23 protein-coding genes and 1 other RNA gene are annotated in these 22,666 nt (G+C 49.9%); 19 read left to right on the top strand and 5 right to left on the bottom strand.

Annotation, left to right across the window (positions count from 1 at the left end):
* The 3 genes from O9139_RS30590 to rnpB all read left to right on the top strand — a co-directional run bounded on the left by O9139_RS30590 (position 1) and on the right by rnpB (position 2,350).
* On the top strand, positions 1 to 759 hold the full coding sequence (locus O9139_RS30590) for a tRNA (adenine(22)-N(1))-methyltransferase (protein ID WP_270885523.1): 759 nt from the start codon (positions 1 to 3) through the stop codon (positions 757 to 759).
* Entirely contained in the window at positions 735 to 1,844 is a 1,110-nt protein-coding gene (locus O9139_RS30585; RefSeq protein WP_270885522.1) for a Nif3-like dinuclear metal center hexameric protein, read from the top strand. Before O9139_RS30590 ends, O9139_RS30585 begins: the two co-directional genes overlap by 25 nt.
* A 90-nt stretch (positions 1,845 to 1,934) precedes the next feature.
* An RNA gene (gene rnpB / locus O9139_RS30580) (RNase P RNA component class A) lies at positions 1,935 to 2,350 on the top strand.
* Positions 2,351 to 2,811: 461 nt separating this feature from the next.
* On the opposite strand, the gene O9139_RS30575 is transcribed toward rnpB, so the two are convergent.
* Entirely contained in the window at positions 2,812 to 4,707 is a 1,896-nt protein-coding gene (locus tag O9139_RS30575; RefSeq protein WP_270885521.1) for a S8 family peptidase, read from the bottom strand.
* Between the two features lie 197 nt (positions 4,708 to 4,904).
* Between O9139_RS30575 and O9139_RS30570 the strand changes: the two genes are divergently transcribed.
* The 9 genes from O9139_RS30570 to O9139_RS30530 all read left to right on the top strand — a co-directional run bounded on the left by O9139_RS30570 (position 4,905) and on the right by O9139_RS30530 (position 13,325).
* Positions 4,905 to 5,405 (top strand): YpuI family protein, encoded by a 501-nt coding sequence (locus tag O9139_RS30570; protein WP_270885520.1) that lies wholly within the window; start codon positions 4,905 to 4,907, stop codon positions 5,403 to 5,405.
* Between the two features lie 96 nt (positions 5,406 to 5,501).
* Positions 5,502 to 6,602 carry a glycoside hydrolase family 15 protein gene (locus O9139_RS30565; protein ID WP_270885519.1) on the top strand — a complete coding sequence of 367 codons (1,101 nt, stop codon included), beginning with the start codon at positions 5,502 to 5,504 and terminating at the stop codon, positions 6,600 to 6,602.
* 41 nt (positions 6,603 to 6,643) lie between these two features.
* A complete protein-coding gene (locus O9139_RS30560) occupies positions 6,644 to 6,859 on the top strand; it encodes a DUF1540 domain-containing protein (protein WP_270885518.1) in 216 nt (71 codons plus the stop codon).
* Between the two features lie 22 nt (positions 6,860 to 6,881).
* Positions 6,882 to 7,331 (top strand): hypothetical protein, encoded by a 450-nt coding sequence (locus tag O9139_RS30555; RefSeq protein ID WP_270885517.1) that lies wholly within the window; start codon positions 6,882 to 6,884, stop codon positions 7,329 to 7,331.
* Between the two features lie 612 nt (positions 7,332 to 7,943).
* Entirely contained in the window at positions 7,944 to 9,236 is a 1,293-nt protein-coding gene (locus tag O9139_RS30550) for a hemolysin family protein (protein ID WP_270885705.1), read from the top strand.
* Between the two features lie 125 nt (positions 9,237 to 9,361).
* Complete coding sequence (locus O9139_RS30545) at positions 9,362 to 10,075, top strand: lytic transglycosylase domain-containing protein (RefSeq protein WP_333743077.1); 714 nt, start codon at positions 9,362 to 9,364, stop codon at positions 10,073 to 10,075.
* A 146-nt stretch (positions 10,076 to 10,221) separates the two neighbouring features.
* Positions 10,222 to 11,400, top strand: coding sequence for a cysteine desulfurase family protein (locus O9139_RS30540; protein ID WP_270885516.1), 1,179 nt, complete (start codon positions 10,222 to 10,224; stop codon positions 11,398 to 11,400).
* Positions 11,397 to 12,605 carry a tRNA uracil 4-sulfurtransferase ThiI gene (gene thiI / locus O9139_RS30535; RefSeq protein WP_270885515.1) on the top strand — a complete coding sequence of 403 codons (1,209 nt, stop codon included), beginning with the start codon at positions 11,397 to 11,399 and terminating at the stop codon, positions 12,603 to 12,605. The genes O9139_RS30540 and thiI overlap by 4 nt, the downstream gene beginning before the upstream one ends.
* A gap of 39 nt (positions 12,606 to 12,644) precedes the next feature.
* Positions 12,645 to 13,325 carry a TerC family protein gene (locus O9139_RS30530; protein ID WP_270885514.1) on the top strand — a complete coding sequence of 227 codons (681 nt, stop codon included), beginning with the start codon at positions 12,645 to 12,647 and terminating at the stop codon, positions 13,323 to 13,325.
* A gap of 39 nt (positions 13,326 to 13,364) precedes the next feature.
* On the opposite strand, the gene O9139_RS30525 is transcribed toward O9139_RS30530, so the two are convergent.
* Positions 13,365 to 14,579, bottom strand: coding sequence for an MFS transporter (locus O9139_RS30525; RefSeq protein ID WP_270885513.1), 1,215 nt, complete (start codon positions 14,577 to 14,579; stop codon positions 13,365 to 13,367).
* Between the two features lie 191 nt (positions 14,580 to 14,770).
* Here O9139_RS30525 and O9139_RS30520 point away from each other — a divergent pair, with 191 nt between their 5' ends.
* The 6 genes from O9139_RS30520 (at position 14,771) to O9139_RS30495 (ending at position 18,849) form a co-directional block, all read left to right on the top strand.
* A complete protein-coding gene (locus tag O9139_RS30520) occupies positions 14,771 to 15,253 on the top strand; it encodes a LiaI-LiaF-like domain-containing protein (RefSeq protein ID WP_270885512.1) in 483 nt (160 codons plus the stop codon).
* A 139-nt stretch (positions 15,254 to 15,392) separates the two neighbouring features.
* Complete coding sequence (gene typA / locus O9139_RS30515; protein ID WP_270885511.1) at positions 15,393 to 17,234, top strand: translational GTPase TypA; 1,842 nt, start codon at positions 15,393 to 15,395, stop codon at positions 17,232 to 17,234.
* Positions 17,235 to 17,345: 111 nt separating this feature from the next.
* Entirely contained in the window at positions 17,346 to 17,621 is a 276-nt protein-coding gene (locus O9139_RS30510) for a YlaH-like family protein (protein WP_377525459.1), read from the top strand.
* A 17-nt stretch (positions 17,622 to 17,638) separates the two neighbouring features.
* Positions 17,639 to 18,064 carry a hypothetical protein gene (locus O9139_RS30505; protein ID WP_270885509.1) on the top strand — a complete coding sequence of 142 codons (426 nt, stop codon included), beginning with the start codon at positions 17,639 to 17,641 and terminating at the stop codon, positions 18,062 to 18,064.
* A 1-nt stretch (position 18,065) separates the two neighbouring features.
* Positions 18,066 to 18,353, top strand: a complete 288-nt coding sequence (locus tag O9139_RS30500; protein WP_270885508.1) for a hypothetical protein — start codon at positions 18,066 to 18,068, stop codon at positions 18,351 to 18,353.
* Between the two features lie 178 nt (positions 18,354 to 18,531).
* A complete protein-coding gene (locus O9139_RS30495; protein WP_270885507.1) occupies positions 18,532 to 18,849 on the top strand; it encodes a PNPOx family protein in 318 nt (105 codons plus the stop codon).
* Positions 18,850 to 18,891: 42 nt separating this feature from the next.
* Here O9139_RS30495 and O9139_RS30490 read toward each other — a convergent pair whose 3' ends face one another.
* Positions 18,892 to 19,440, bottom strand: coding sequence for a YhcN/YlaJ family sporulation lipoprotein (locus tag O9139_RS30490; RefSeq protein WP_270885506.1), 549 nt, complete (start codon positions 19,438 to 19,440; stop codon positions 18,892 to 18,894).
* Positions 19,441 to 19,574: 134 nt separating this feature from the next.
* On the opposite strand from O9139_RS30490, the gene O9139_RS30485 reads away from it, so the two are divergent.
* Complete coding sequence (locus tag O9139_RS30485) at positions 19,575 to 20,906, top strand: PhoH family protein (protein WP_270885505.1); 1,332 nt, start codon at positions 19,575 to 19,577, stop codon at positions 20,904 to 20,906.
* A gap of 62 nt (positions 20,907 to 20,968) precedes the next feature.
* On the opposite strand, the gene O9139_RS30480 is transcribed toward O9139_RS30485, so the two are convergent.
* Positions 20,969 to 21,457 carry a hypothetical protein gene (locus tag O9139_RS30480; RefSeq protein WP_270885504.1) on the bottom strand — a complete coding sequence of 163 codons (489 nt, stop codon included), beginning with the start codon at positions 21,455 to 21,457 and terminating at the stop codon, positions 20,969 to 20,971.
* A 73-nt stretch (positions 21,458 to 21,530) separates the two neighbouring features.
* Entirely contained in the window at positions 21,531 to 22,628 is a 1,098-nt protein-coding gene (locus tag O9139_RS30475; RefSeq protein WP_270885503.1) for a coiled-coil domain-containing protein, read from the bottom strand.
* Positions 22,629 to 22,666 lie beyond the last annotated feature (38 nt).

Genomic DNA, 22,666 nt, shown 5'->3' with positions numbered 1-22,666 from the left:
ATGGTGAAATTATCAAAAAGACTACAAATGATTGCTGACCGGGTTCCGGCAGGTACGCGGCTGGCCGATATCGGTTCGGATCATGCGCTGCTGCCAACCTACCTGGCACAGCAAGGCGTGATCACCTTCGGGGTTGCTGGGGAAGTCAATCCCGGGCCCTTTGATGCGGCGACACGTCAAGTGATGGAATGCGGCCTACAGGCTGCGATCAACGTGCGGTTAGGCGACGGATTAGCCGTCATTCAGCCTGGCGAAGTGGATGTGATCACGATTGCAGGCATGGGCGGCAGTTTGATTGCTAGCATTTTGGATGCCGGCAAGTCCAAACTGCAAGGGGTGGCGAAGCTGATATTGCAGCCCAATGTCGGTGAAGATCAAGTTCGGCGCTGGCTGGATGAGCAGGGGTGGCTGCTGGAAAGCGAAACAATTTTGGAGGAAGATGGGAAAATATACGAGATCTTGACGGCTTCGCCAAACGGTGCACCTGTTACACTTGAAGCGCTGTATCAAGACAGAGAGCTGATTGGCGGCAAAGTTGTCAATAAGGCAAGATTGCTACAGATGGGACCCTACTTGATCACACAAGCGCCGGAGGTCTGGTTCCGCAAATGGGAGAGCGAGCTAGTGAAGCTGGCGATGATCGAAGGGCAGCTCGCGCTGTCAACGGCTGAAGCCTCCAAAGCAAAATCGGAGCAAATCGGACAGGAGATTCAAGAAATCAAGGAGGTGCTCGCTTGTTTGCAAAAGGTCAAACTGTAATTCAACTGTTTGAGCAGCTGGCGCCGAAGCATTATGCGATGCCTGATGATAAAATCGGCCTGCAGCTCGGTTCGCTGCAAAAAGAAATCCATAAGGTGCTCGTCGCGCTGGACGTCACCGACGAAGTCGTCGATGAAGCCATTCGCATCGGAGCGAATCTCATTATTGCCCACCATGCGATTATTTTCCGTCCATTAGCTCATTTGCAAACCGATACGCCAGCCGGGCGGTTATATACCAAGCTGATCAAACATGATATCGCTGTTTATATCGCGCATACGAATCTCGATGTTGCCGACGGCGGCATTAACGATATGATGGCGGAGGCGCTGGGCCTTACGAATCTCACACATCTGGAAGATGTACATACCGAGAAATTGCAGAAGCTTGTCGTGTTCGTTCCAGAGACGCATCATCAGCAGGTGCTGGATGCCTTATTCGCCGCAGGTGCAGGGTGGATCGGGCAGTACAGCCACTGCAGCTTCAACATCCCCGGGACGGGAACGTTCCTGCCACAGGAAGGGACGCATCCGTTCATCGGGGAAGCAGGCAAGCTGGAGCGCGTGCAGGAAGTGCGCGTCGAAACGATCGTCACCGCCAGCGTGCAGCGCAAGGCGGTGCAAGCGATGCTGAAGGCGCACCCTTACGAAGAGGTGGCCTATGACCTCTACCCGATGGACCTCAAGGGTAGAGTGTTCGGCCTCGGCCGCGCGGGCCAGCTGCCCGCGGCCATGTCGCTCCGCGAGCTGACGGAGCTCGCGAAGCAGGCATTCGACGTGCCCGCGGTGCGCGTCGTTGGAGATCTGGACCGGCCGATCCGTAAGGTGGCCGTGCTCGGGGGCTCGGGCAGCCGCTATATGCGGCATGCCCTGTTCGCTGGCGCCGATGTGCTGGTCACCGGCGACATTGACTACCACACCGCGCACGATGCGCTCGCCGCGGGGATCGCTTTGCTCGACGTTGGCCATAACGTCGAGAAGATTATGAAGCGCGGCGTCGCCGACTACCTCGCCGCGCAACTGGCCAAGGCGGATACGCAAGTCGTGCCGTCTGAGATCAATACCGAGCCTTTCCAGTTTGTGTAAGGCTCGGTTGGATGTTTCCTCCATGGCAGAAGTGGAAACATTCGAGGTTGTAATTCATGAGCATTCCTAGTATACTAGCAAATGCATCGGAAAGTTTGACAGACAATCGCTGGCGTGGCGACACGCGAGAGGAAAGTCCGGGCTCCACAGGGCAGGGTGCTGGATAACGTCCAGTCAACGCGAGTTGAAGGATAGTGCCACAGAAATGGACCGCCGATGGCTTTGCCTTAGGGCAAGGATCAGGCAAGGGTGGAACCGTGGTGTAAGAGACCACGAGGAGCTATGGTGACATAGTTCCTGGTAAACCCCACTTGGAGCAAGACCTAGAGGAACGCAAGCCGCTCTCGAAGCGGCAGTCTTAGCCCGAGACGCGTTCGGGTTGGTCGCTTGAGCTGTGCAGCAATGTACAGCCTAGATAGATGATTGTCACTTCAATGGTGGCAGGGGAACAGACGCCCGTTATGACCACTGGAAGTACAGAACCCGGCTTACGGCAAACTTTCTACACTGTCGGTTGCCCGCAAGGCTTTGCCTGGCGGGTATTTGCATAATAATGACAAATAATAAGGGTTGGACAGCTTGATGCTGACCAACCCTTTTTTGTTGTTTATTAGCAGCTGCCCAGATGGGGAGTGTGTGAACGATAGCCTGTTCAGATGGGTTTTGGGTTTCGGACTACAGCATTTGTTGCAGCCATGCTGCAGCGCCTGCTCTTGAGTTCGAAAAGTCAGTGGCGGGAGGTAACGTCTCAGTTCTTTACTCGCTGTGAGCTCAGCCACGCGTTAGTTTTTGCTGCAGTCCGATTTTGCGAAATTGTAATAGCCACCGCCGCACCGCCGCGCAGTAGGCGATTTTCTCCCAATTGCAGCGGCCGTTTTCATGGTCAAGAAGCAAAAAAACGGCTGTAGCTCGTTATTTCGAACTACAGCCGGTTCAGTGGCGCGCGTGGCTTCAAACGCTGAACGAGTTATGGACTCGTGGAGCCCGCGTTTGCTTGCGAGACCGAGCCTTTTGCTTGCGCCGCGGCTTTAACTGCTTTCACGACGTCAATAAGCCCGAACCCAAAATATTTATCTTTGCCGGGATCGCCCAAGTCCTGAGCTGATTGCCGCATGATCTCATAAACCTCTGTATTCTTGAGGTTCGGATTCGTCGAGCGGATGAGCGCAGCGAGCGCGGTGACATGCGGGCTGGCCATCGAAGTCCCCGACAAGGCCGCATATTGGTTGTCAGGGTAGGTGCTGGCAATGCTGACACCCGGCGCTGCTACGTCGATATAATCGCCGTAATTGGAGAATGGCGCCTTCTTATTCTCGGAATCTGTCGCAGCGACAGCAAAAACTTCCTCATACGCAGCCGGATAGCCCGGACGCTCTGTATTATCGTTGCCGCTGGCCGCGATCAAAGCGACGTCTTTGTCGAACGCATATTTGATGGCATCATGGAGAAAACTGGAATCGGCATAGTTACCCAAGCTTAAATTGATTACTTTGGCTCCGTGATCCGTAGCCCAAATAATGCCTTGCGCTACGGAATACGTGCTGCCTGCGCCTGTTTGATCGAGCACTTTGACAGGGAGCACTTTGTTGTACCAAGTCATGCCGGCAACCCCTAAGTTGTTATTTACTAAGGCAGAAATGACGCCGGCGACATGCGTTCCGTGGCCTACGTCATCCTGCGGAACGTTGTTGTCACTGATGACATTGTAGCCCTGCAGCAGTTGTCCTTGTAAATCCTGATGTTTTAGATCTACACCGGTATCGACGACGCCTACGATGACGTTCTGAGCGCCTCTGTTGACTTGCCAGCCCTGCACCGTTTCAATGGAAGGTAAATTCCATTGATATTTGCTATACAAGTTGTCATTCGGTACAAAATTGGCACTGATTGTTGATGTGCTCTGGTTCTCGGCTGGCTGGAAATAGTCTGTTGAGCGGTCAGAATTATTCTCATCTCCATGCTGGCGGTCAAAAAATCCGAAGCTATTTGTTAAATATAGAAAATGAGGCTCCACATAAGCGACATTCCATTTTTTAAAATAATTCATCAACTGCTTCGCTTCCATCGCATCGGTGCGGAATACGTACGTATATCCCAGCTTTTGCATCGATCCGGCGTTAATTTCGGATTTAATCTGATTCAGCTCCGCGGTGGTTGGCTCCTGTTTGAACCGGACGACAACTTCATTTTGATGATAGTGGCTAGTACCTTGGTTGTCCTCCGGATGATTAACCACTTTATCTTTCAGTGTATTGGTATCGACAGATTCAATTTTCCAACGATTTTCGTTTGGATAAGGTTCTAACCGTAAATTTTTACGTTGATGATCAGCCACTTGATGCAAAATCTCCTGATGAATGACCCCAACCAGCGAGCCGGATGTCTTGTGGGAAGGCACACCGAGCACAAAAAAAGTTTGCTTTCCTGTCCCGAAGGGAGGAGACTGATAATGCTGTCCTTTGTCCACCGCGGCTTTGGCCTCGTTCAAATACGTATTGGCTTGATCTTTGTAATCCGCATGCACGTCGCCGGCTTTAACTCCTTGTGCCAACGGTTGATTAGGTTTGGACCAGATCAGTACATCCATTTTTTCATGGTCTGCTTTCATTTCCTTCAACACCTTATCGGCGGCTTCACCAGCTTCTATACGTCCTACCATCTTGATAAAATCAAGCGAACACTGGCTTCGGCACAAATCATCGGTGAGCTTAACGTCCTGATTTAGCAGGGTTTGCTTGCTGGCCGTTTCATATTTGACACTATACACCTCAGGACCAGGCTTGGTATTGCGGTTCGGGTTGTCGGCAAATAAGAAGATCCCGAAACCCACGACGAGCAGGAACGTGCATACATAACGCCACATACAGAAGGCCTCCTTGATGAAACTCTCATTGTTGGTTCGTGCGTTCGATAGGTCGCGACAAGGACATAAACAGGGCTCATCCCATAGATTTAGGCGCGAGAGGATCTTTTATGCATCGCAACTGTGGTATTGCATATACCTTTTCCGCTTTTTTTATGGTAGGATAGGAATAGTGCAATTAGAGGAGGTCTTCATGAATGGCTGTTTTTAATGTCAAAAATATTTGCGACTCAACCCGTACCAAGCTAAAAGAAACGACTGCCAAAATGGAGTTGTTTCTGAATCAACATTCACTATCTCAATTGAATGTCGAAAACGACCCGGCAATGGACGAATTTTACAGAGGTTATCTGCAAGATACACGTCATTTGCTCGTATTCTGCGAAGTTGCCTATGAGAAATTGGGCGTAAGCTTGAGACGTCCAACGTTCAATGTAGATTTTTCTGAAAAAGTGCTGTATGAAGTTTATCATACATGCGTGAATACTTTTTTCTATCCGAAAAATGAATGCTATTCCGAAGACGGACGTTACGCTTACACGGGGCAAGATGCAATCCGCTTCCGCAAAAAGCCGTCCCGGGAAGTTCGCAATTTGACAATTGAGTTGTCCAAAGTGTTCGAAGAGCTTCGCGAAGACTTGGCGTACTACGAAACCGACTATATCACACAGCGCCGTATGCAAGGCGAGAAGGTATAATTACAATCATTCATAGAAAAAATGTCAGTAGGGGATGCGAGGACCAAACGCATCCCTTTTCTTTTCATGTTTGTTATTACGCTCCCAGGAGGCGCTATGGATCAACTACAATTGTCTGCAAGCAGCATGGCGATCATCAAACTCAATCAGCACCCCCGCGGCGGTTATGCGGCATCGCCGTTATTTACTCATTATACATACAGTTGGCTTAGAGACGGGACGTTTATTGCATATGCGATGGATCTGGCAGGTGAATCCGCTAGCGCGGAGCTTTTCTATCGTTGGGTTCACCGAGTTTTGCATGATAAAAGATCCATTGTGGACACGTTGATCGGCAAGCATGAGCGCAAGGAATGGATTGACAGAAGTGAATTTTTGGGAACACGTTATCATTTGGATGGTAGAAATGACAACTCGGAGTGGGGCCATTTTCAGCTGGACGGCTATGGGACCTGGCTATGGGGATTCATCGAACATATCCGGCTTACCGGCAATCATGAGCTGCTTGAGGAGCTCAGGGACAGTGTCGAGATTACGGTCGATTATTTAATGACTTTTTGGCATTATCCGAATTTTGATTGTTGGGAGGAATTCCCGGATTATGTCCATCCGTCCACACTTGCTTGTGTATATGGGGGGCTGAAGGCGATCGGGGAGCTGGAGCAGCGTCAGGACGTGCTTGGAAGAGCTGAAGAGATCCGATCTTTCCTTCATGCGCATGCCGTCAGGGATGGGCGTTTTGTGAAGTCTATTCAGTGTATCAACGAAGTGTGGCAGCCTGTGCTGCCTGATGTAGATACGAGCTTGCTGTGGCTCGCTGTACCTTTTGGCGTTTGTGAGGCTGACGATCCTGTTATGCAGCAAACGGTCCAAGCCATCGAACGGGATTTGAAGCATGGCGGTCTGCAGCGATATCCGGCTGACAACTACTATGGCGGAGGCGAATGGATCCTGCTGACGGCGTGGTACGGCTGGTATCAAGCTGTAACTGGACATAGCGAGGAAGCGCAGCGCTGCTTGGATTGGATCATCAGCAAGGCGGATTCGCTTGGCAGGCTTCCGGAGCAGGTGCCCGATCACTTGCGCAATGCGCCGGCTTACAACGAATGGGTGGCTAAATGGGGTGAACCCGCGCTGCCACTGTTGTGGTCGCAGGCGATGTTCTTGGTGCTATCTAGTAAATTAAAGACAGAATAGCTCCCCCTGGATACGGGCAAATTGTAGAAGGGGTGATCATTATGCCAAGTGTAAAATGTGCAGTAGCGAACTGCGAATATTGGGCGCAGGGCAACAACTGCAATGCAGGTACTATTATGATCGAAGTGGATGCGCATGCCAACGCAACCTACAATGAAGAATTCGCCAATGAGTCGTTCGACACGAGCCACCACGACGTAGCGAAGAAAGCTGCCAACACATGCTGCCATACCTTTACGCCCAAAAAGAATTCTTAGGTACTAGTGCCATGGAGGCCACATGACTAACAAAGACGTCCCTTATGATGATGAAGCCACAAAGGAACGTTACCAGCAGGACCAGCTCCGTATGGAAAGCGGCCTGAATCACAATGAAGAGTACGCGGCGGAAATAGCCGTGCCGGCGCCGGTTCGCAAAATCACTTATGCTGAGCAGTACCGTTCGGCTAAAATGAACAAAACCGCAGCGGCCGTGGAGTCCGCAGCTGTCAGCGACGAAGAAGTCGACGAGATGGTTGACGCTGTGACGCGCAGCAAAGCGATCGGATATGTCGCCTTATTCGTTGCACTCGCATCGCTCTTCGTATGGCCTGTCTTGCTCGGCGCCAGCGGGATTGTTCTCGGTATTATCGCGTTCTTTTATGGCAACAAAGCGCTTGGTTCCTGGTCCATCGGACTGGGACTTGTTGCCATTGCCGCTTATTATTTTCTGCTCCCGTTCTATTCATAGCGCTTCGAAACGGGAGCAGTGCATCAGCCGGCAATACCCGGCTATGCACAAAGCGGTGCTCCAGATAGCGGAAGAGATTCTTCCGCTATTTGTGCTGCATCGGGCGCGCAGCAGGACGGAGGCGGCTCTAGAGCGGTTTTTGTCTCTAGGGGATCCACCTCTAAAGAGGCTAACACGCTTTAGAGGTCACCGACATCACCTCGCAAGGCGCTCTAACGCGCCACTAAAGTCGGGGGCGAACCCTACGCAACCGGCCTGATCTTTCCTCACTCGTATGTTCTTCGCCGCCAGAAGCTTCCACCACTCCCGCACCCTCTTCACGCACTTTTTCACTAAAAAAACGGCTGGATAGGGTCGATTTCGGTGTATGCAGGCATTGTCGTACGATTTTAGCATGCATGCTCCCGTTTGCTCGTACTTTTTGACAACAGGAGTCATAAACGAACCTTTGAATGATTAGAGTATTATTATATAATAAAAAGTGATATTTTCTATTTAAATTGACATTTAAGGGAGGTGTACCTATACTCCTTGATGCTAAGTGTGCATTATTAGGGGATAGGTAGGGTATTGGAAGATCCTTTACCGGAAACGTTAGTCAGTTTTGCAGTTATGCTTGTTTTAGTGCTTTTAAACGGTTTTTTTGTTGCCGCGGAATTCGCCATGGTCAAAGTGAGAGGAAGCCGCATTGATACGCTGGTGGAGGAAGGCCGTCGCAACGCCAAGTTTGCCAAGCGCATCATGATGAATCTCGACGCTTATTTATCAGCCTGCCAGCTAGGTATTACGCTCACTTCACTCGGGCTTGGTTATGTCGGGGAACCGACGTTCGCCAAAGTGCTGGAGCCGTTGTTTAGACCGCTTAATTTACCGGATTCGGTGTTTCACACGATTACATTCGTCATTGCTTTCTCATTGATGACAACCTTGCATATTACATTGGGTGAACAGTTCCCCAAAACATATGCAATCCGCAAAGCAGAACAAATTACTTTGGGTGCCGCCGGCCCGATGGTTATCGTGTACAAAGTAATGTACCCGTTCATTTGGATTCTCAATGGAATTTCCAACTGGATGCTGCGCCGCGCAGGGATTGAGCCTACAACGGAGCATGATTCTGCGCATACGGAAGAAGAAATTCGCGTTCTCATGAAAGAAAGCCACAAAAACGGACTCATAGATAATACAGAGCTAACGCTTGTTGATAATATATTTGAATTCGCTGAAACAACTGCCAAAGAAATCATGATCCCACGAACCGAGATGGAAGTTTTGTATGCAGGGCTTTCCTTTTCGGAAAATCTTTCGATCGCCATAAAGGAAATGCGCACACGCTATCCCGTATGCGATCCGGACAAAGATAATATCATCGGATTTGTTCATATTAAGGATCTTTTGAAACCGGATGCCAACCTCAAAGGCATCAAAAAAATTATCCGCCCGATTACGACGGTGCCGGATTCCATTCAAATCAGTGATCTGCTTAAATTGATGCAGAAACGCAAAAGCCAGATGGCGCTGCTCATTGACGAGTACGGCGGGACGTCAGGTCTTGTTACACTAGAAGACATCATGGAAGAGATCGTCGGAGAGATTCAAGACGAATTTGATGAGGAACGGCCGACGATTGAGATCAAGGATGAGCAAACGTTCTCGATCGATGGATTGCTGTTAATCGACGAAGTCAATGATTATTTTGGCGTTGATATTGAATCAGACGATTATGATACGATCGGCGGCTGGATTTACTCGCAAATTGAGATTCCGCCAAGCAAAAATCAGCAAGTCACTTATAACGATGAGCTGATGTTCATCGTCGAAGAGACAGAGCATTTGCGAATCTCCCGTGTCATTGTTCGCAAAATTCCAGAACAAGAAGCGGCCTTGCAGCAAAATATTTCATAATCAAAAGGAGCAGCCTCTGGGCTGTTCCTCTTATTTTTGGGCAGAAATACCTATGAAAATGGGATGGTCGTGAAGGCACAAAACGTGTACAATAAAAACAACACAACTTAGATGAAGTGAGGTTAATGATGAACAGCATTGATCCGAGAGTGATGAAACAGTTGCTGCAGTTGCAATTGCTGAACAAGGTCAGCTTGTTTTCTGACAATCAGGGGACGTCGAGCACGGACGGTTCCGATGATTTTGGCGCACTTCTACAAACTTTGATGGGACAAGCCACCGGCGACAGTGATTCGAGCAGCGATTTGTTGACGGCCGCTTTGGGGCAAGCGGGAGCGGGAACATCGCTTAGCTCATTATCGGCTCTTAGTAAATCCTATTCACCTCTACAAAGCGTTGACCAGACGTCCACGGCAACTGACAAGGTGCCATTCCAAGATCTTGTCGAAGCGGCTAGCAAGCGCTATGGCGTTGATTCTTCTTTGGTGAATGCGGTGATTAAGCAGGAATCCGATTTTAATCACCAGGCGGTATCCTCAGCTGGAGCAAAGGGTCTCATGCAGCTCATGGACGGTACGGGAAGCGGCTTTGGGGTCACGAATCCTTTTGATCCACAGCAGAATATTGATGCAGGCACACATTTCCTAAGCAATTTGCTGAAAAAGTATGATGGCAATGAAGGCGTGGCATTAGCTGCCTATAACGCGGGGGCGAACCGAATCGATCGACTGGGTATCCGCAATGATCAGGACTTGTCCAATAAGCTGCATCTGCTGCCCAAAGAGACACAGGGTTATGTGAATAAAGTGCTGAATGCTAAATCCAACTTTACCATATAAAATAATAGACTTGGCTGATTTCGCTGCACTTCGAGCGGAATCGGCCTTTTGTTTTTTCTCGGGTCATTGAAATCTGTGTGCATTTAAGCTTTAATGGGATGAGAATAAGTTATTTTATAAGGCTGCGAAGCGAGAAAGGAAATATTATGCTTTATTTGGATCATGCGGCTACAACGCCTCCTTATGATGAGGTCATTGACGCCGTCGCAGAAGTGATGAAGCTCCATTACGGCAATCCGTCCTCCATCCATAAGCTTGGGATGCAGGCCGAGAAGCTGCTAAATAGCTCTAAAGATGTGATTGCTGGTCTGTTAGGGGTGCTGCCGCAAGAGATTATTTATACGTCATGCGGAACTGAAAGTAATAATATGGCAATTAAAGGCGTAGCCTACAATTATCGCAATCGTGGCAACCATATGATCACGACGCAAATTGAGCATCCTTCCGTGCTTGAAGTATTCAAGCAATTGGAGAAGGAAGGCTTCCGCGTCACGTATTTGCCGGTAGACGAGCGGGGCATCGTCAGTCTGGATGCACTGCAGGAAGCTTTGAGCGAGGAAACGATTCTTGTCAGCGTGATGCAGGTGAATAATGAAGTCGGCAGCGTTCAGCCGATTGAGGAGATTGGAAAGCTGCTGGCGGCTTATCCAAAGACGATTTTTCACGTCGATGCAGTGCAATCATTGACGAAGCTACCGTTGCCGCCAAAAGCGTGGCGGGTCGATCTGTTCAGTGCCTCGGCACATAAGTTTCGCGGGCCGAAGGGTGTCGGATTTTTGTACAAGCAAGAAGGCATTCATCTGTTGCCCTTGCTCGGCGGAGGCGGTCAGGAATACGGCTTGCGCTCGGGTACGGAGAACGTGCCGCTGCTGGTGGGCATGGCCAAAGCTTTGCGCCTGTCGATGGAGCACATGGCGGAGAAGTCGGCGAAGCGGTACGAACTGCGCAGAAGGCTTGTGCAAGGCATTGCGGACATACCGGAGCTTGCGTTAACCGGCTCGCAAGCGGAAGCGGAAACGGCGCCGCATATTGTACATTTTTCATTTCCAGGAATGAAGGCGGAAGTTGTTGTTCATGCTTTAGAGAAGCGGGACATATACATATCGACGAAGTCGGCTTGCGGCTCGGGCGAATCAGACCCAAGTAAAGTTATGCTGGCCATGGGATGCAGCCGCGAGCGAGCGGTGAGCGGCTTGCGCGTCAGCTTCTCTGACACCCATAGCTTGGCGGATGCTGATCAGTTCCTGAGTGCGCTCCGGCAAACCGTTCAAGAGCTGGCCCCCATGCTTCATCAGACATCAGCGAGAAAGGGGCAGCGGAAATGAAACCGGAATGTATGATTATACGCATGGGTGAGTTGACACTCAAAGGACGGAACCGCAAACGCTTTGAGCGCAGCGTCATGATACAAATTAAGAAAGTATTCGCCTCATACCCGTCGATTAGGTATATTCCTGAATATGGACGCGTATATGTGGAGCTAGAGGGTGCGCCTTATGAGGACACGCTGAAGGATCTTAAGCGGATTTTTGGACTATCGTCGATTAGTCCGGCTTACTTGGCTCCCTTGGAGCTTAAGTCCATTCAAGAAACGGCGCTAAGCATGATGCAAGGGCTGCCGAAACCTCCTAAGACGTTTAAGGTTAGTGTAAAAAGGGTGAACAAATCGTTTCCTTACGATTCACAGGAGATGAACAGGCTCGTTGGCGGCTATGTGCTGCAAGGAATGCCTGGTCTCACAGTCGATGTGCATCAGCCTGACATCGAGCTGAGGCTGGAATTGCGTGAGGAACGCGCGCTGCTGTTCGCCGAGGTGATTGAAGGCGCAGGCGGGTACCCGCAAGGGACGAACGGCAAAGCGCTGCTGCTGCTTTCCGGCGGCATAGACAGCCCTGTAGCCGGCTGGCTCGCTATGCGCAAAGGTGTGGAGCTGGAAGCTGTACATTTCCACAGCTATCCTTTCACCAGCGAGAGAGCGAAGGAGAAAGTGATCGATCTGGCACGCCAGCTTGCTTCTTACACCGATTCAATCAAGCTGCATCTGGTGCCATTCACAGACGTACAGACGGCCATTCATGGCGTCTACAAAGATAATTTGCTCGTTACCTTGATCCGCAGAGCGATGTACCGGATTGCTGAGAAGATTGCCGACCAGAACGGAGCGGAGGCACTGGTTACCGGTGAGAGCTTGGGTCAGGTCGCCAGCCAAACGCTGCCCAGCATGAACGCGATTGGCCGCGTGGTGAGTCTGCCGATTTTGCAGCCCTTGATTATGATGGACAAGCAAGAGATCATCTCGATCGCAGAGACGATCGGTACTTTTGCGATTTCCATTTTGCCGTATGAGGACTGCTGCACTTTATTTTTGCCGCCGTCGCCAAGTACGAACCCCAATCTGCGGATGGTTGAAAAGATTGAGGACAGCATGTCCTTCTTGCCGGAGCTGATTGAACAAGCTGTTCAGCAAACGGAGACGATTCGCGTCGTCTTCGGTGCCAAGAAGGAAGCTGCGGAGCAGCATTTGTTTTAGGACATAGACACTTTAGTAAGCTAGCGGAGGTTATGGAAAATGGTTGATGCGCTTATCCTGTTTTTACAGATTATGTTAATCAATATTGTGTTAAGCGGCGATAATGCGGTGGTAATTGCCCTAGCCTCCAAAAATTTGCCGGTCAAAGAGCGCAAGCAGGCCATCTGGTGGGGAGCTTTTGGTGCGATCGCGCTACGCCTCGTTCTTACGCTTATCGCCGTCAGCTTGCTGGATATTCCTTTTATCCAGGCGCTTGGTTCCATACTGCTCTTCTATATCGCAATCAAGCTGTTGACCGACGATGACGATCATTCGAACGTAAAAGAGGCGACATCGCTTGGCAAAGCGATCTGGACGATCATCGTCGCCGATTTCGTCATGAGCCTCGATAACGTGCTGGCGATTGCTGCCAAAGGTAACGGCAATAACACAGTCATTATCCTCGGGATCGGGCTGAGCATTCCAATCATTATTTGGGGCAGCACGCTGGTGATGAATTTGCTGCATAAATTTCCGATCTTGGTCTATATCGGGGCAGGGATTCTAGGTTATACCGCTGGTGAAATGTTTGTGAAGGATGAGAAGATGATTGATTGGTTCCTGATCGAACACGAATTCCTTCATACGTGGATCCCGATCGCCACAACCGTGCTCGTCATTGCCATCGGCTTTACCGTGAAATGGACGCGTTCGTTACGAATGAAACCTAGAAGCGAATAAAAAAGAAACCGCAAGGCGCTCAGCGCTTTGCGGTTTTTGTTATGAGGCGCGCTGCAGCGCAGTTAAGCCGCGGCGGGTTTGCCACAGGCACCAGCCGTAGATAAGAAGGAAGAGAATCATCAGCACCACGGAGTAGCGGTACATGAGCGCATAGCTGCCTATATAGGTGGCGAACGCACCGAGCAGCATAGCACCTGAGCCCAGGCCGAGATCATTGGCTGAGAAGAAGGTGCCGTTGGCGGCGCCGCGCCGTTCCGGCGGCGTCCGGTTCATCGTCCAGGCTTGCAGCGCAGGCTGGATCGAACCGAAGCCGATGCCGTAGCAGAGCGCAGCTGCCGCCAGGCTGGCTTCGGAGTGGGCGTAGGACAGCAGCAGCAAGCCGCCGATCGTGAAGCCTGCGCCGGGGAGCAGGACCCACTCCGGCCCTTTGCGGTCAAACAGGACGCCTGTGACAGGCCGTACGATCAGGACCATCGAAGCGTTGCACAGAAAGAACCAGCCGACATTGGCAATGCCGGTTTCCCGGCCGAACAACGTGATGAACGTGACGATGCCGCCGTAACAGACGGCCGTGAAGTACAGCAGCATGGAAGGCAGCAGGGCGCTTCGCTCGATGAAACGGTCGATTACGCGTGGCTGCTGTGTGTCTTTGGCCGGATTTGTCACAGACGGCTTCTTATATGTAATAAACAGAGAGCTGAGCATCGATGCCAAAGCCAAGCAAGTCGATAGGAGAAGAACACGGTGAAAACCGTATAGGTTCATGACCCAAAGCCCGGTCAGCGGTGCGAGCGCCATGGCGAACGTATTGGACAATCCGTAATAGCCCATGCCTTCTCCGCGCCGTTCCGGCGGGATTATGTCCGCGATCACGGTGCCAAGCGAAGTCGTTGACATGCCCCAGCCGATTCCGTGTACGAAGCGGGCGGCGAGAATCAGCGCCACTGCCGCCAAGTACGAATAGCCGGCGATGGTGAGCACGCAGATGCTGAGGCCGACAAACAGCACATGTTTGCGGCCCAGCCGATCCAATGCTTTGCCTGCAAACGGGCGGGTTATTAATGAAGAAATTGTAAAGATGCCGATGACAAGCCCGACTTGCAAATCATCGCCGCCTAATTGCGCGACATGCATGGGGATGGTCGGAATCAACATCTGAAAACTGAAGAAAAGCAGCAGATTCGATAAAGCTGTCAATAAAAATGCTTTGGTCCAAAGCGGCCTGCGCACGCTTTGCTTCATAGTTTGTTCCATGCTTCCCCCTGATCACAACTGGTGTCTTGTCGTAAGTGCTGAGGCTTTGCTAGTATGCCCATCCTTGTGATGTAAAGCTTATGCAGAAGCAGCGATTACCGCCTAGCAATTTTACCCAAGTTACGCTACACTACTTGTTGAAGGGTGTCGAAAGACGCTCCGCACGATACAAGATTTAGGAGGGATCAGGCTTGGCTAGAAATAGCTACACCATCGGGATTGTATTGATTGGCGTCGCCATCATTTTGCTGTTGGGCAAATTGGGTGTGATTCATTTTATCGCTTCGTTTTTTTGGCCGCTTGTCTTGCTGATACCGGGACTGCTGTTCCATATGCTGTTCTTTAATCGTACGCTGCCGTCAGGCGTGCTTGTTCCCGGAGGAATCCTGACTACATATGCGCTCATGTTTTTTTATTGCAATTTGTTCGGGTGGGGAGCAATGAGCTATCTCTGGCCCGGCTTTATTTTGGGAGTCGCCATCGGCTTATATGAACTGCATCTGTTTGATCGTAATACGCACCGGGGCGTATGGATCGCCGCGATGATTTTGGGCGCTATTTCAGTGGTATTTTTTGTAATTACGCTCTTATTTAAGCTTGGTGTTTATGTTATTGCTCTCGTGCTTGTCCTGGCAGGAGCGGCGTTAATTTTCCGGAGACCAAGATCTTGGTAAAATCGACAGTGTTTTTTTCTTGCATAATGACAGGATTTTGCGTATACTATGATTAAATGTCAAGCGTCGGCGCTTTCGTCCGACGCTTCTTTTGTGAGAATAGAGACGAAAATTTATTGGGTAGAGAGGGTTTGAAATCATGCACGCAAGAGAAAAGATCCGTAATATCGCGATCATTGCGCACGTTGACCACGGGAAAACAACACTCGTCGATAAGCTGCTTCAACAATCCGGTACATTCCGCGAGAACGAGGCGATCCAGGAAAGAGCCATGGATTCGAACGACCTTGAGAGAGAGCGCGGGATTACGATTCTGGCTAAGAATACAGCTATTTCATATAAAGATTACTTGATTAATATTGTCGATACACCAGGACACGCCGACTTTGGCGGCGAGGTGGAGCGGATTATGAAGATGGTTGACGGCGTATTGCTCGTCGTTGACGCTTTTGAAGGCACAATGCCGCAAACGAAATTCGTTCTGCGCAAAGCGCTGGAATCGAACTTGACGCCGGTTGTTGTCGTGAACAAAATCGACCGTCCGAACGCGCGTCCGGCGGAAGTTGTCGACGAAGTTCTTGATTTGTTCATCGAGCTAGGTGCAACGGATGAGCAATTAGACTTCCATGTCGTTTATGCATCTGCGCTGCAAGGTACATCGAGCTTGGACCCAGAGAAGCAAGACGAGAACATGCATGCGATTTATGAGACGATCGTTAACCATATCCCATCTCCGACGGAAGATGTTGAACAACCGCTGCAATTCCTCGTTACACTGATGGACTATAACGAATACTTGGGCCGCATCGGTGTTGGCCGTGTCAACCGCGGTAAAATCCGTCAAGGTCAAACGGTAGCCGTTATTAACCGTGAAGGCATCACGAAACAAGCGAGAATCGAGAAGCTGTTCGGATTCACCGGCTTGAAGCGGGTTGAGATTGAAGAGGCCGGTGCGGGAGATATTATCGCGATCTCCGGTATTAAAGATATTAACATCGGAGAAACGATTGCCGATGCCGCTAATCCAGAAGCGCTTCCTGTCTTGAAAATTGATGAGCCGACGCTGCAAATGACGTTCCTGGTGAACAACAGTCCATTTGCCGGCCGTGAAGGAAAATGGGTTACATCCCGTAAGCTTCGCGAGCGTCTGTACAAAGAGCTGGAGACAGACGTGAGCTTGCGTGTAGACGATACGGACAGCCCGGATGCTTTCATCGTTTCCGGCCGCGGTGAGCTTCACTTGGGTATTCTGATCGAGAATATGCGCCGCGAAGGCTTCGAGCTGCAAGTATCCAAGCCGGAAGTTATCATCCGTGTCGTTGACGGTCAAAAGATGGAGCCGATCGAGCGTTTGATCATCGACGTTCCCGAAGACAGCATGGGCTCCGTTATGGAGAGCTTGGGCTCCCGCAAAGCGGAAATGGTGAACATGATCAACAACGGTTCCGGCAACGTTCGTTTGGAATTCTTGATTCCAGCGCGCGGCTTGATCGGATACAGAACGAACTTCTTGACACTGACACGCGGCTACGGCATTATGAACCATGCGTTTGACAGCTACGGTCCTTACCAAGGCGCTAACGTCGGCGGCCGTCACGAAGGTGTGCTCGTATCCAGTGAAACTGGCGTATCCACGCTGTACGGTATTCTTTCCGTTGAGGATCGCGGTATTCTGTTCGTTAATCCGCAAACTGAAGTTTACGAGGGCATGATCGTCGGCGAGCATACGCGCGATAATGATATCATCGTGAACATTTGTAAAGAAAAAGCAGTAAACAATATTCGTTCTGCAAACAAAGAAGAGACTGTGAAAATGAAAACTCCACGTCTCTATTCCTTGGAGCAAGCGCTTGAATATTTGAACGACGATGAATACTGTGAAATTACGCCGAAGTCCGTTCGTCTGCGCAAAAAGATTTTGAACAAAAGTGAGCGCGAGCGTGCCGAGAAGCACCGCAAAATGGCTGAAGCTAACGTGTAATGGCAGGTTAAGTTATGATGGAGAAGGGAAATGCAGGCTACCAGGCCTCATTTCCCTTTCCCTATATGTATACATAAGCAATACGACTACGGGAATATGGAGTGAATGAAAGTGAATGCATGGCTTGCCGACCATATTTACACGACTTACATATTAATTTTTGTGTTTATGACGTATGTGTATAACAAAGTGTTTCGCACCCGCAAACTGCCGGTGTTAAAATCGCTGATTATCTATGTGTTATTGGCGCTCGGCTCTGTCATGCTGCTTTTCTTTCAAGTGGCGGGCTTGCCGATCGTTCTGAGCTTGGCTGTGGCTGTTGGGCTGATGCTGCTTGTCCGCGTCCGCTATTTTGTTGAAAAGCGAAGCGGCAATAAGAAGGCATAGCATAAAAGGAGGGGCAAATGACCAAGTACTGGTTGACTCCAATTGTGAACCGATCGCCGTTACTAGTTGGCCGTGAACGTATCGTCTGTGAACCGTTAGCTGAGCTGGAGAAGTTGCGTGAGATAGCTAACGGGCTGCATCCGCGGCTATTGCCGATGTTTAAAGCGAGCATGCTGCTCAGCGATGATCCAGACGTATGCGGCGCAGAGGCAGATGAGCTGGAGCTGGCGAGTGAGGACGATATCGTTTTTGACGGAACGGTGCTTCATCTGTCGCATTGCGCAGAAGCGTTTCTCGATCGATTGCTGACCATCCGTGAGACGCAGGGATTGGTTTATCAACTTGCAGCAAATAGTGAGCGCTTGCAAAGCTGGAAACAGCTATGGCTCAGCTGGCTGGATGCAGGCTGGGCTGTCATTTTGTTAAGAGAGGATGGCATGTGAGATGAAGCTTCAAGATGCTTTGTTTAATTGGCTTCAAATGCAAATTGTCGCCGAAGGCAGACCTGAGGATGAAGCGGCCCGCGAGACGAGAGATTTTTTTGCCGTCATCTTAAAAGAGGATCATTTGGTTCATGATTTTCATATACTAGAGCAAGATCAAGAGCAGACTTCCACCATCCAAATCGCCTACGAGCAAGAAGGAATCAGCAAAATTCAACGGTTTGACCGGGAAGCCTCGGAGAAGCTGCTCGAAGATATCAATGGCAATCCGAAATATAATCAGCAATAGTCTTGTCATTGCAGGACATAAGTTTGTTAATCCGACGTACATATAAGGTATAACTGGGTGCTAAAGGAGTGTTTGCATGACTTGCAGAGATGTCACATAAAGGTGGATAGCCTGCCACATGCTATGCTATACTGAAAGCGTAAGGCTCGTTTTTACCACCTAGTAGGAGGCAGACGACATGGCTGAACACATCACAGTTATACCGGAGCAGCTGTATCCAGACTTACACAACAAGAATTTCGAGCGTTTGAACATCTTTGATGTTGAAACAGTCGCCCCATGTGTCCATGCGGATTCCTGGATTGATGCCAAGGACAGGGCTACTCTGCGATTTGCTGTGGATGCACGATCCCGGATCGTGTCCAATCTACGGAAGTATCCTGCTGTGTCCCTAAGTGTCGTAGGGACAGGATCTGTTCATGCCTTTCTAACTGAAGATGTCCGCGCAGCAGCCAAGCTGGACGGACAAGTTTTTAATGCGATGAAAAAAGCCTAGATCTGCGGTTGCAGACAGGCTTTTTGTTGTATTTGCAGGCTGCTAGAGATTCGGGCTTCCGACTCGATTCGCTTCACTTGGCGCCTGGTTGCTCGGCGGATTGCGAATATCGCGCGGCAATTGCGGCATCACGCGGCCGATAATTTCTGCCATCTGCTCAGCAAATCCGGTAATCGGCCTTCCGGCCCGGACATTATCGCGAATATCGCGCAAGCGTTGGTCCAGATCCATATCTGCGGTAACGATGGCATTGACGCCGTAGGGATCTTTTTTAAGCGCCTCCGCTACCGAATATTTCACAGTCCCGACTTTGGCGCGGTCCATCTGTTTATTCAGGTTAATGCCGACAACCGCGGTGTTGCCGAAGACGACGCAATGCGCGCTTTCGACGTCGGGAATGCTGGTAGCCAGTTGCTCCAACCGGTCCGCAACCGCTCTGGAATCTTTAATCTCCAGTTTTTGCGGAGCGATTTGTTGAACTTTCACTTGTTGTTGAGATGGATCTTGAGGGGGGGCAGCACCATTTTTCGGCGCTTGACTACAGCCGGCAGCCAAGGACATGAACAGCAACACTAGGCAGATTCGTCTCAATAGAATCGATCCTCTCTTTTTTCTTTGCATCTCGCATTTAGTTTGTCCTTATCAGCTAGCTTGTATGTATGAATCAATACGTATTGGTTCTTATAGCCAATGATCTAACGCCATTACTGGGAGGGGACATACAAATGAAAAAAATTTACGTGTTGGATACGAATGTACTGCTTCAAGACCCAAATGCTCTGTTTGCCTTCGAAGATAATGAAGTAGTCATACCCGCCGTGGTGTTGGAGGAAATCGATTCAAAGAAAAGGAATGCCGACGAAATCGGCCGCAATGCTAGACATGTCTCCCGTCTGCTGGACGGGTTAAGAGCCAAAGGGACGTTATCCGATGGGATTACATTAGAACATGGCGGAAGTGTCAAGGTTGAGCTAAACCACCGCAGCTTTGCCAAGCTGCAGGAAACCTTCGCCGAATTGACCAATGATAACCGGATTTTGGCCGTAGCGCTCAATTATCACATTGAAGAGCAAGCGAACGATATGCCAAGACCTGTCGTCATCGTGAGTAAAGATACGTTGGTCCGCATTAAAGCTGACGTGCTAGGCTTAACCGCACAAGATTATTTGACGGACCGCATTGTCGCCCAGACGGATATGTACACAGGATATTTGACCTTGCATGTGCATCCATCCATTATTGATGAGTTTTATTCGTACCGCTATCTGAGCGTCAATTCATTAAACTTGGGGTATATGCTGCACCCGCATGAATTTGTCATCTTGCGCGATGAGCTGGGCACCTCCAAATCGGCGCTGCTGAAAGTCAATGCCGAAGGGAAGAAGCTCGAGCCGCTGTTTATGAGCAACGAGCCCATCTGGGGCATTGCCGCCCGCAACGCGCAGCAGCGCATGGCGCTGGAGCTGCTGCTCAATGATGACATCCCGCTAGTGACTTTGACGGGCAAAGCGGGGACAGGGAAGACACTGCTGACGCTCGCGGCAGGTCTAATGAAAATCGAAGACGAGCGGAAATATAAGAAGCTGTTGATCGCGCGTCCGGTCGTCCCCATGGGCAAGGATATCGGCTACTTGCCAGGGGAAAAAGACGAAAAGCTGCGGCCATGGATGCAGCCGATCTATGATAATCTGGAATTTTTATTCGATACGAAAAAACCGGGGGACATTGATAAGGTGCTGGCCGGCCTCGGCAGCATCCAAGTGGAAGCCCTGACATATATCCGCGGCCGATCGATTCCCGGCCAATTCATCATCATCGATGAAGCGCAAAACCTATCGAAGCATGAAGTGAAAACGATAGTATCGCGCGTAGGAGAGGGCAGTAAGATTGTCCTGCTCGGTGATCCGGATCAAATTGACCATCCGTACCTCGATGCTTCAAGCAACGGCTTAACTTATGTGGTAGAACGCTTCAAACAGGAAAATATTAGCGGCCATATTACACTGGAACGCGGCGAGCGTTCACATTTGGCTCAGCTGGCAGCAGATTTGCTGTAAGCGTCGAGAAAGCCCTTATCCATCGATGGATAAGGGCTTTCTTAGTGCTGAACACGGCCAGCTTACAGCACAATTTCGATTTGGCAGCGGTACGCCTTAGCGATGCCATGCATCAGTTCTTCCAGCTGGCGGTCAACGACGAACGTATCGAGTCCGTCCGCGTTCCACTGCGCGAGCAAATGCTCGTCCATCTGCTGCTTCGCGGACGCAGCGTCAGCCCGCTCATTAGCTGGAACAAGTCGGAATACGCGGATCAGCGATTCGTAGAGGTATGCGTGCTCGGAACGGCTAATAAAGCCATAATCGTTGAACAGGTCCGTCAGTTCGGCATCATCAGGGACAAGGCACAGCGCCATGATTTCTGTCTCGACCTTATAATGTGCCATAATATCCAGCACAGCCTGCTGTTGTTCTTCATCGCTTACGATCAGCATCTCTTTATCCCGATCAAATAACTGCGCTTTCCCAGCTAAGGCCTTGACTACTTGGGCATAAAAGCCTGGCAATTTATCATCGGGCAAATCCAGCATAATGCCAATTTTTGATTCCATGTTTCGGTCCTCGCTTTATATTCGTTGTATCCCTATTATGTGGAAAACTGCAGCTGCATGCAAGTTGCTCCGTTTAAAGCATGAGTTTCAGTTTCACGGTAGCGACTCCCTTTTTCGTTTCGACGCTGACAACATCCATGTAGCTGACCATTTTCCGCGGGATGAAACCGAGTTTAAACTCTTTGGCAAAATCGTCAATGGTCGTATCCGGCAGCTCAAAGCCGTTAAACACAAGCCGGTTGACTTGAAAACGAACCTCGTTCATATCCGGGTTTTCTATCAAGATGAATTGCCCGTCCAACGTGACATGGACATCGTCTTGCGTGCCTTGCGCTTCAATGCTGCCATCTAAAAAGGTGAAATTCAAATTGGCAAGCTGTTCATTTTTCGTATGTATGTACGCATTAAATTGTTGATCGGTAATAGTAATGACCGGATTTTTAAGATTGGATAAGTCCAAAAAGTTATTGCTGCCATTGGTCACATATTGCGGAAGATCTTTAAACGCGGTGTTTAAATTCCGGAGATATTCCCGGAATAGGGGCACGCCCTGATCCCTCCATTGCTTATTCACATTATTAATTTGCTCTTCAATCACTTTTGCCTGGGCCGTGATGGCTAGCTGCTTGTCCAGCTCTTCCTGCAATTGCACAAGCCGTGTACGCTGCTGCAAATATTTATCTTTCGTCTGCTGCAGCTGTAAACGCGAAGTTTCAAGACCACTGCGCAAAGCTTTCAGCTTCACGAAGGAAGTCGTAAATTGATCCAGCGCTCGATGATCATTGCTGATAATCATAGACAAATACTCGAACATTTTCAGCGCATCGGAAAAAGAAGTGACGGAGAACATCAGCATCCAGATGGAGTCTCGTTCGCCTGTATAGTAGGCGCGCACCACTCTTGCGGCATGTTTCCTCGTCTTCGCGACATCTTGATTCTGATTGTCAATATCGCGCTCATTTTGCTTGATTTGCTCAGCAATCTGCGCGTCTTGATCATTCAAGCGTGCGACTTCTTTATCGATTTCAAATATCGTTAATCCCTTCTGGACGAGCTCTTTGGTATCCCCTTGATTCTGTGCTCCTTCTTCGGCGTAAGCGGAGTAGGATGGAAGCATGAGCGATTGGAGCAGCAGGATCGACATCCAGATAGCTTTGATTTTATTATTCATTTCATGTTCTCTCCCCCTATGATCAGATTAACATAATT

The organism is Paenibacillus aestuarii, from assembly GCF_027789125.1.
Lineage (GTDB): Bacteria > Bacillota > Bacilli > Paenibacillales > NBRC-103111 > Paenibacillus_E > Paenibacillus_E aestuarii.
Note: the sequence above shows the minus strand (reverse complement) of the source record. Positions and strands in the feature narration are given on the sequence as shown.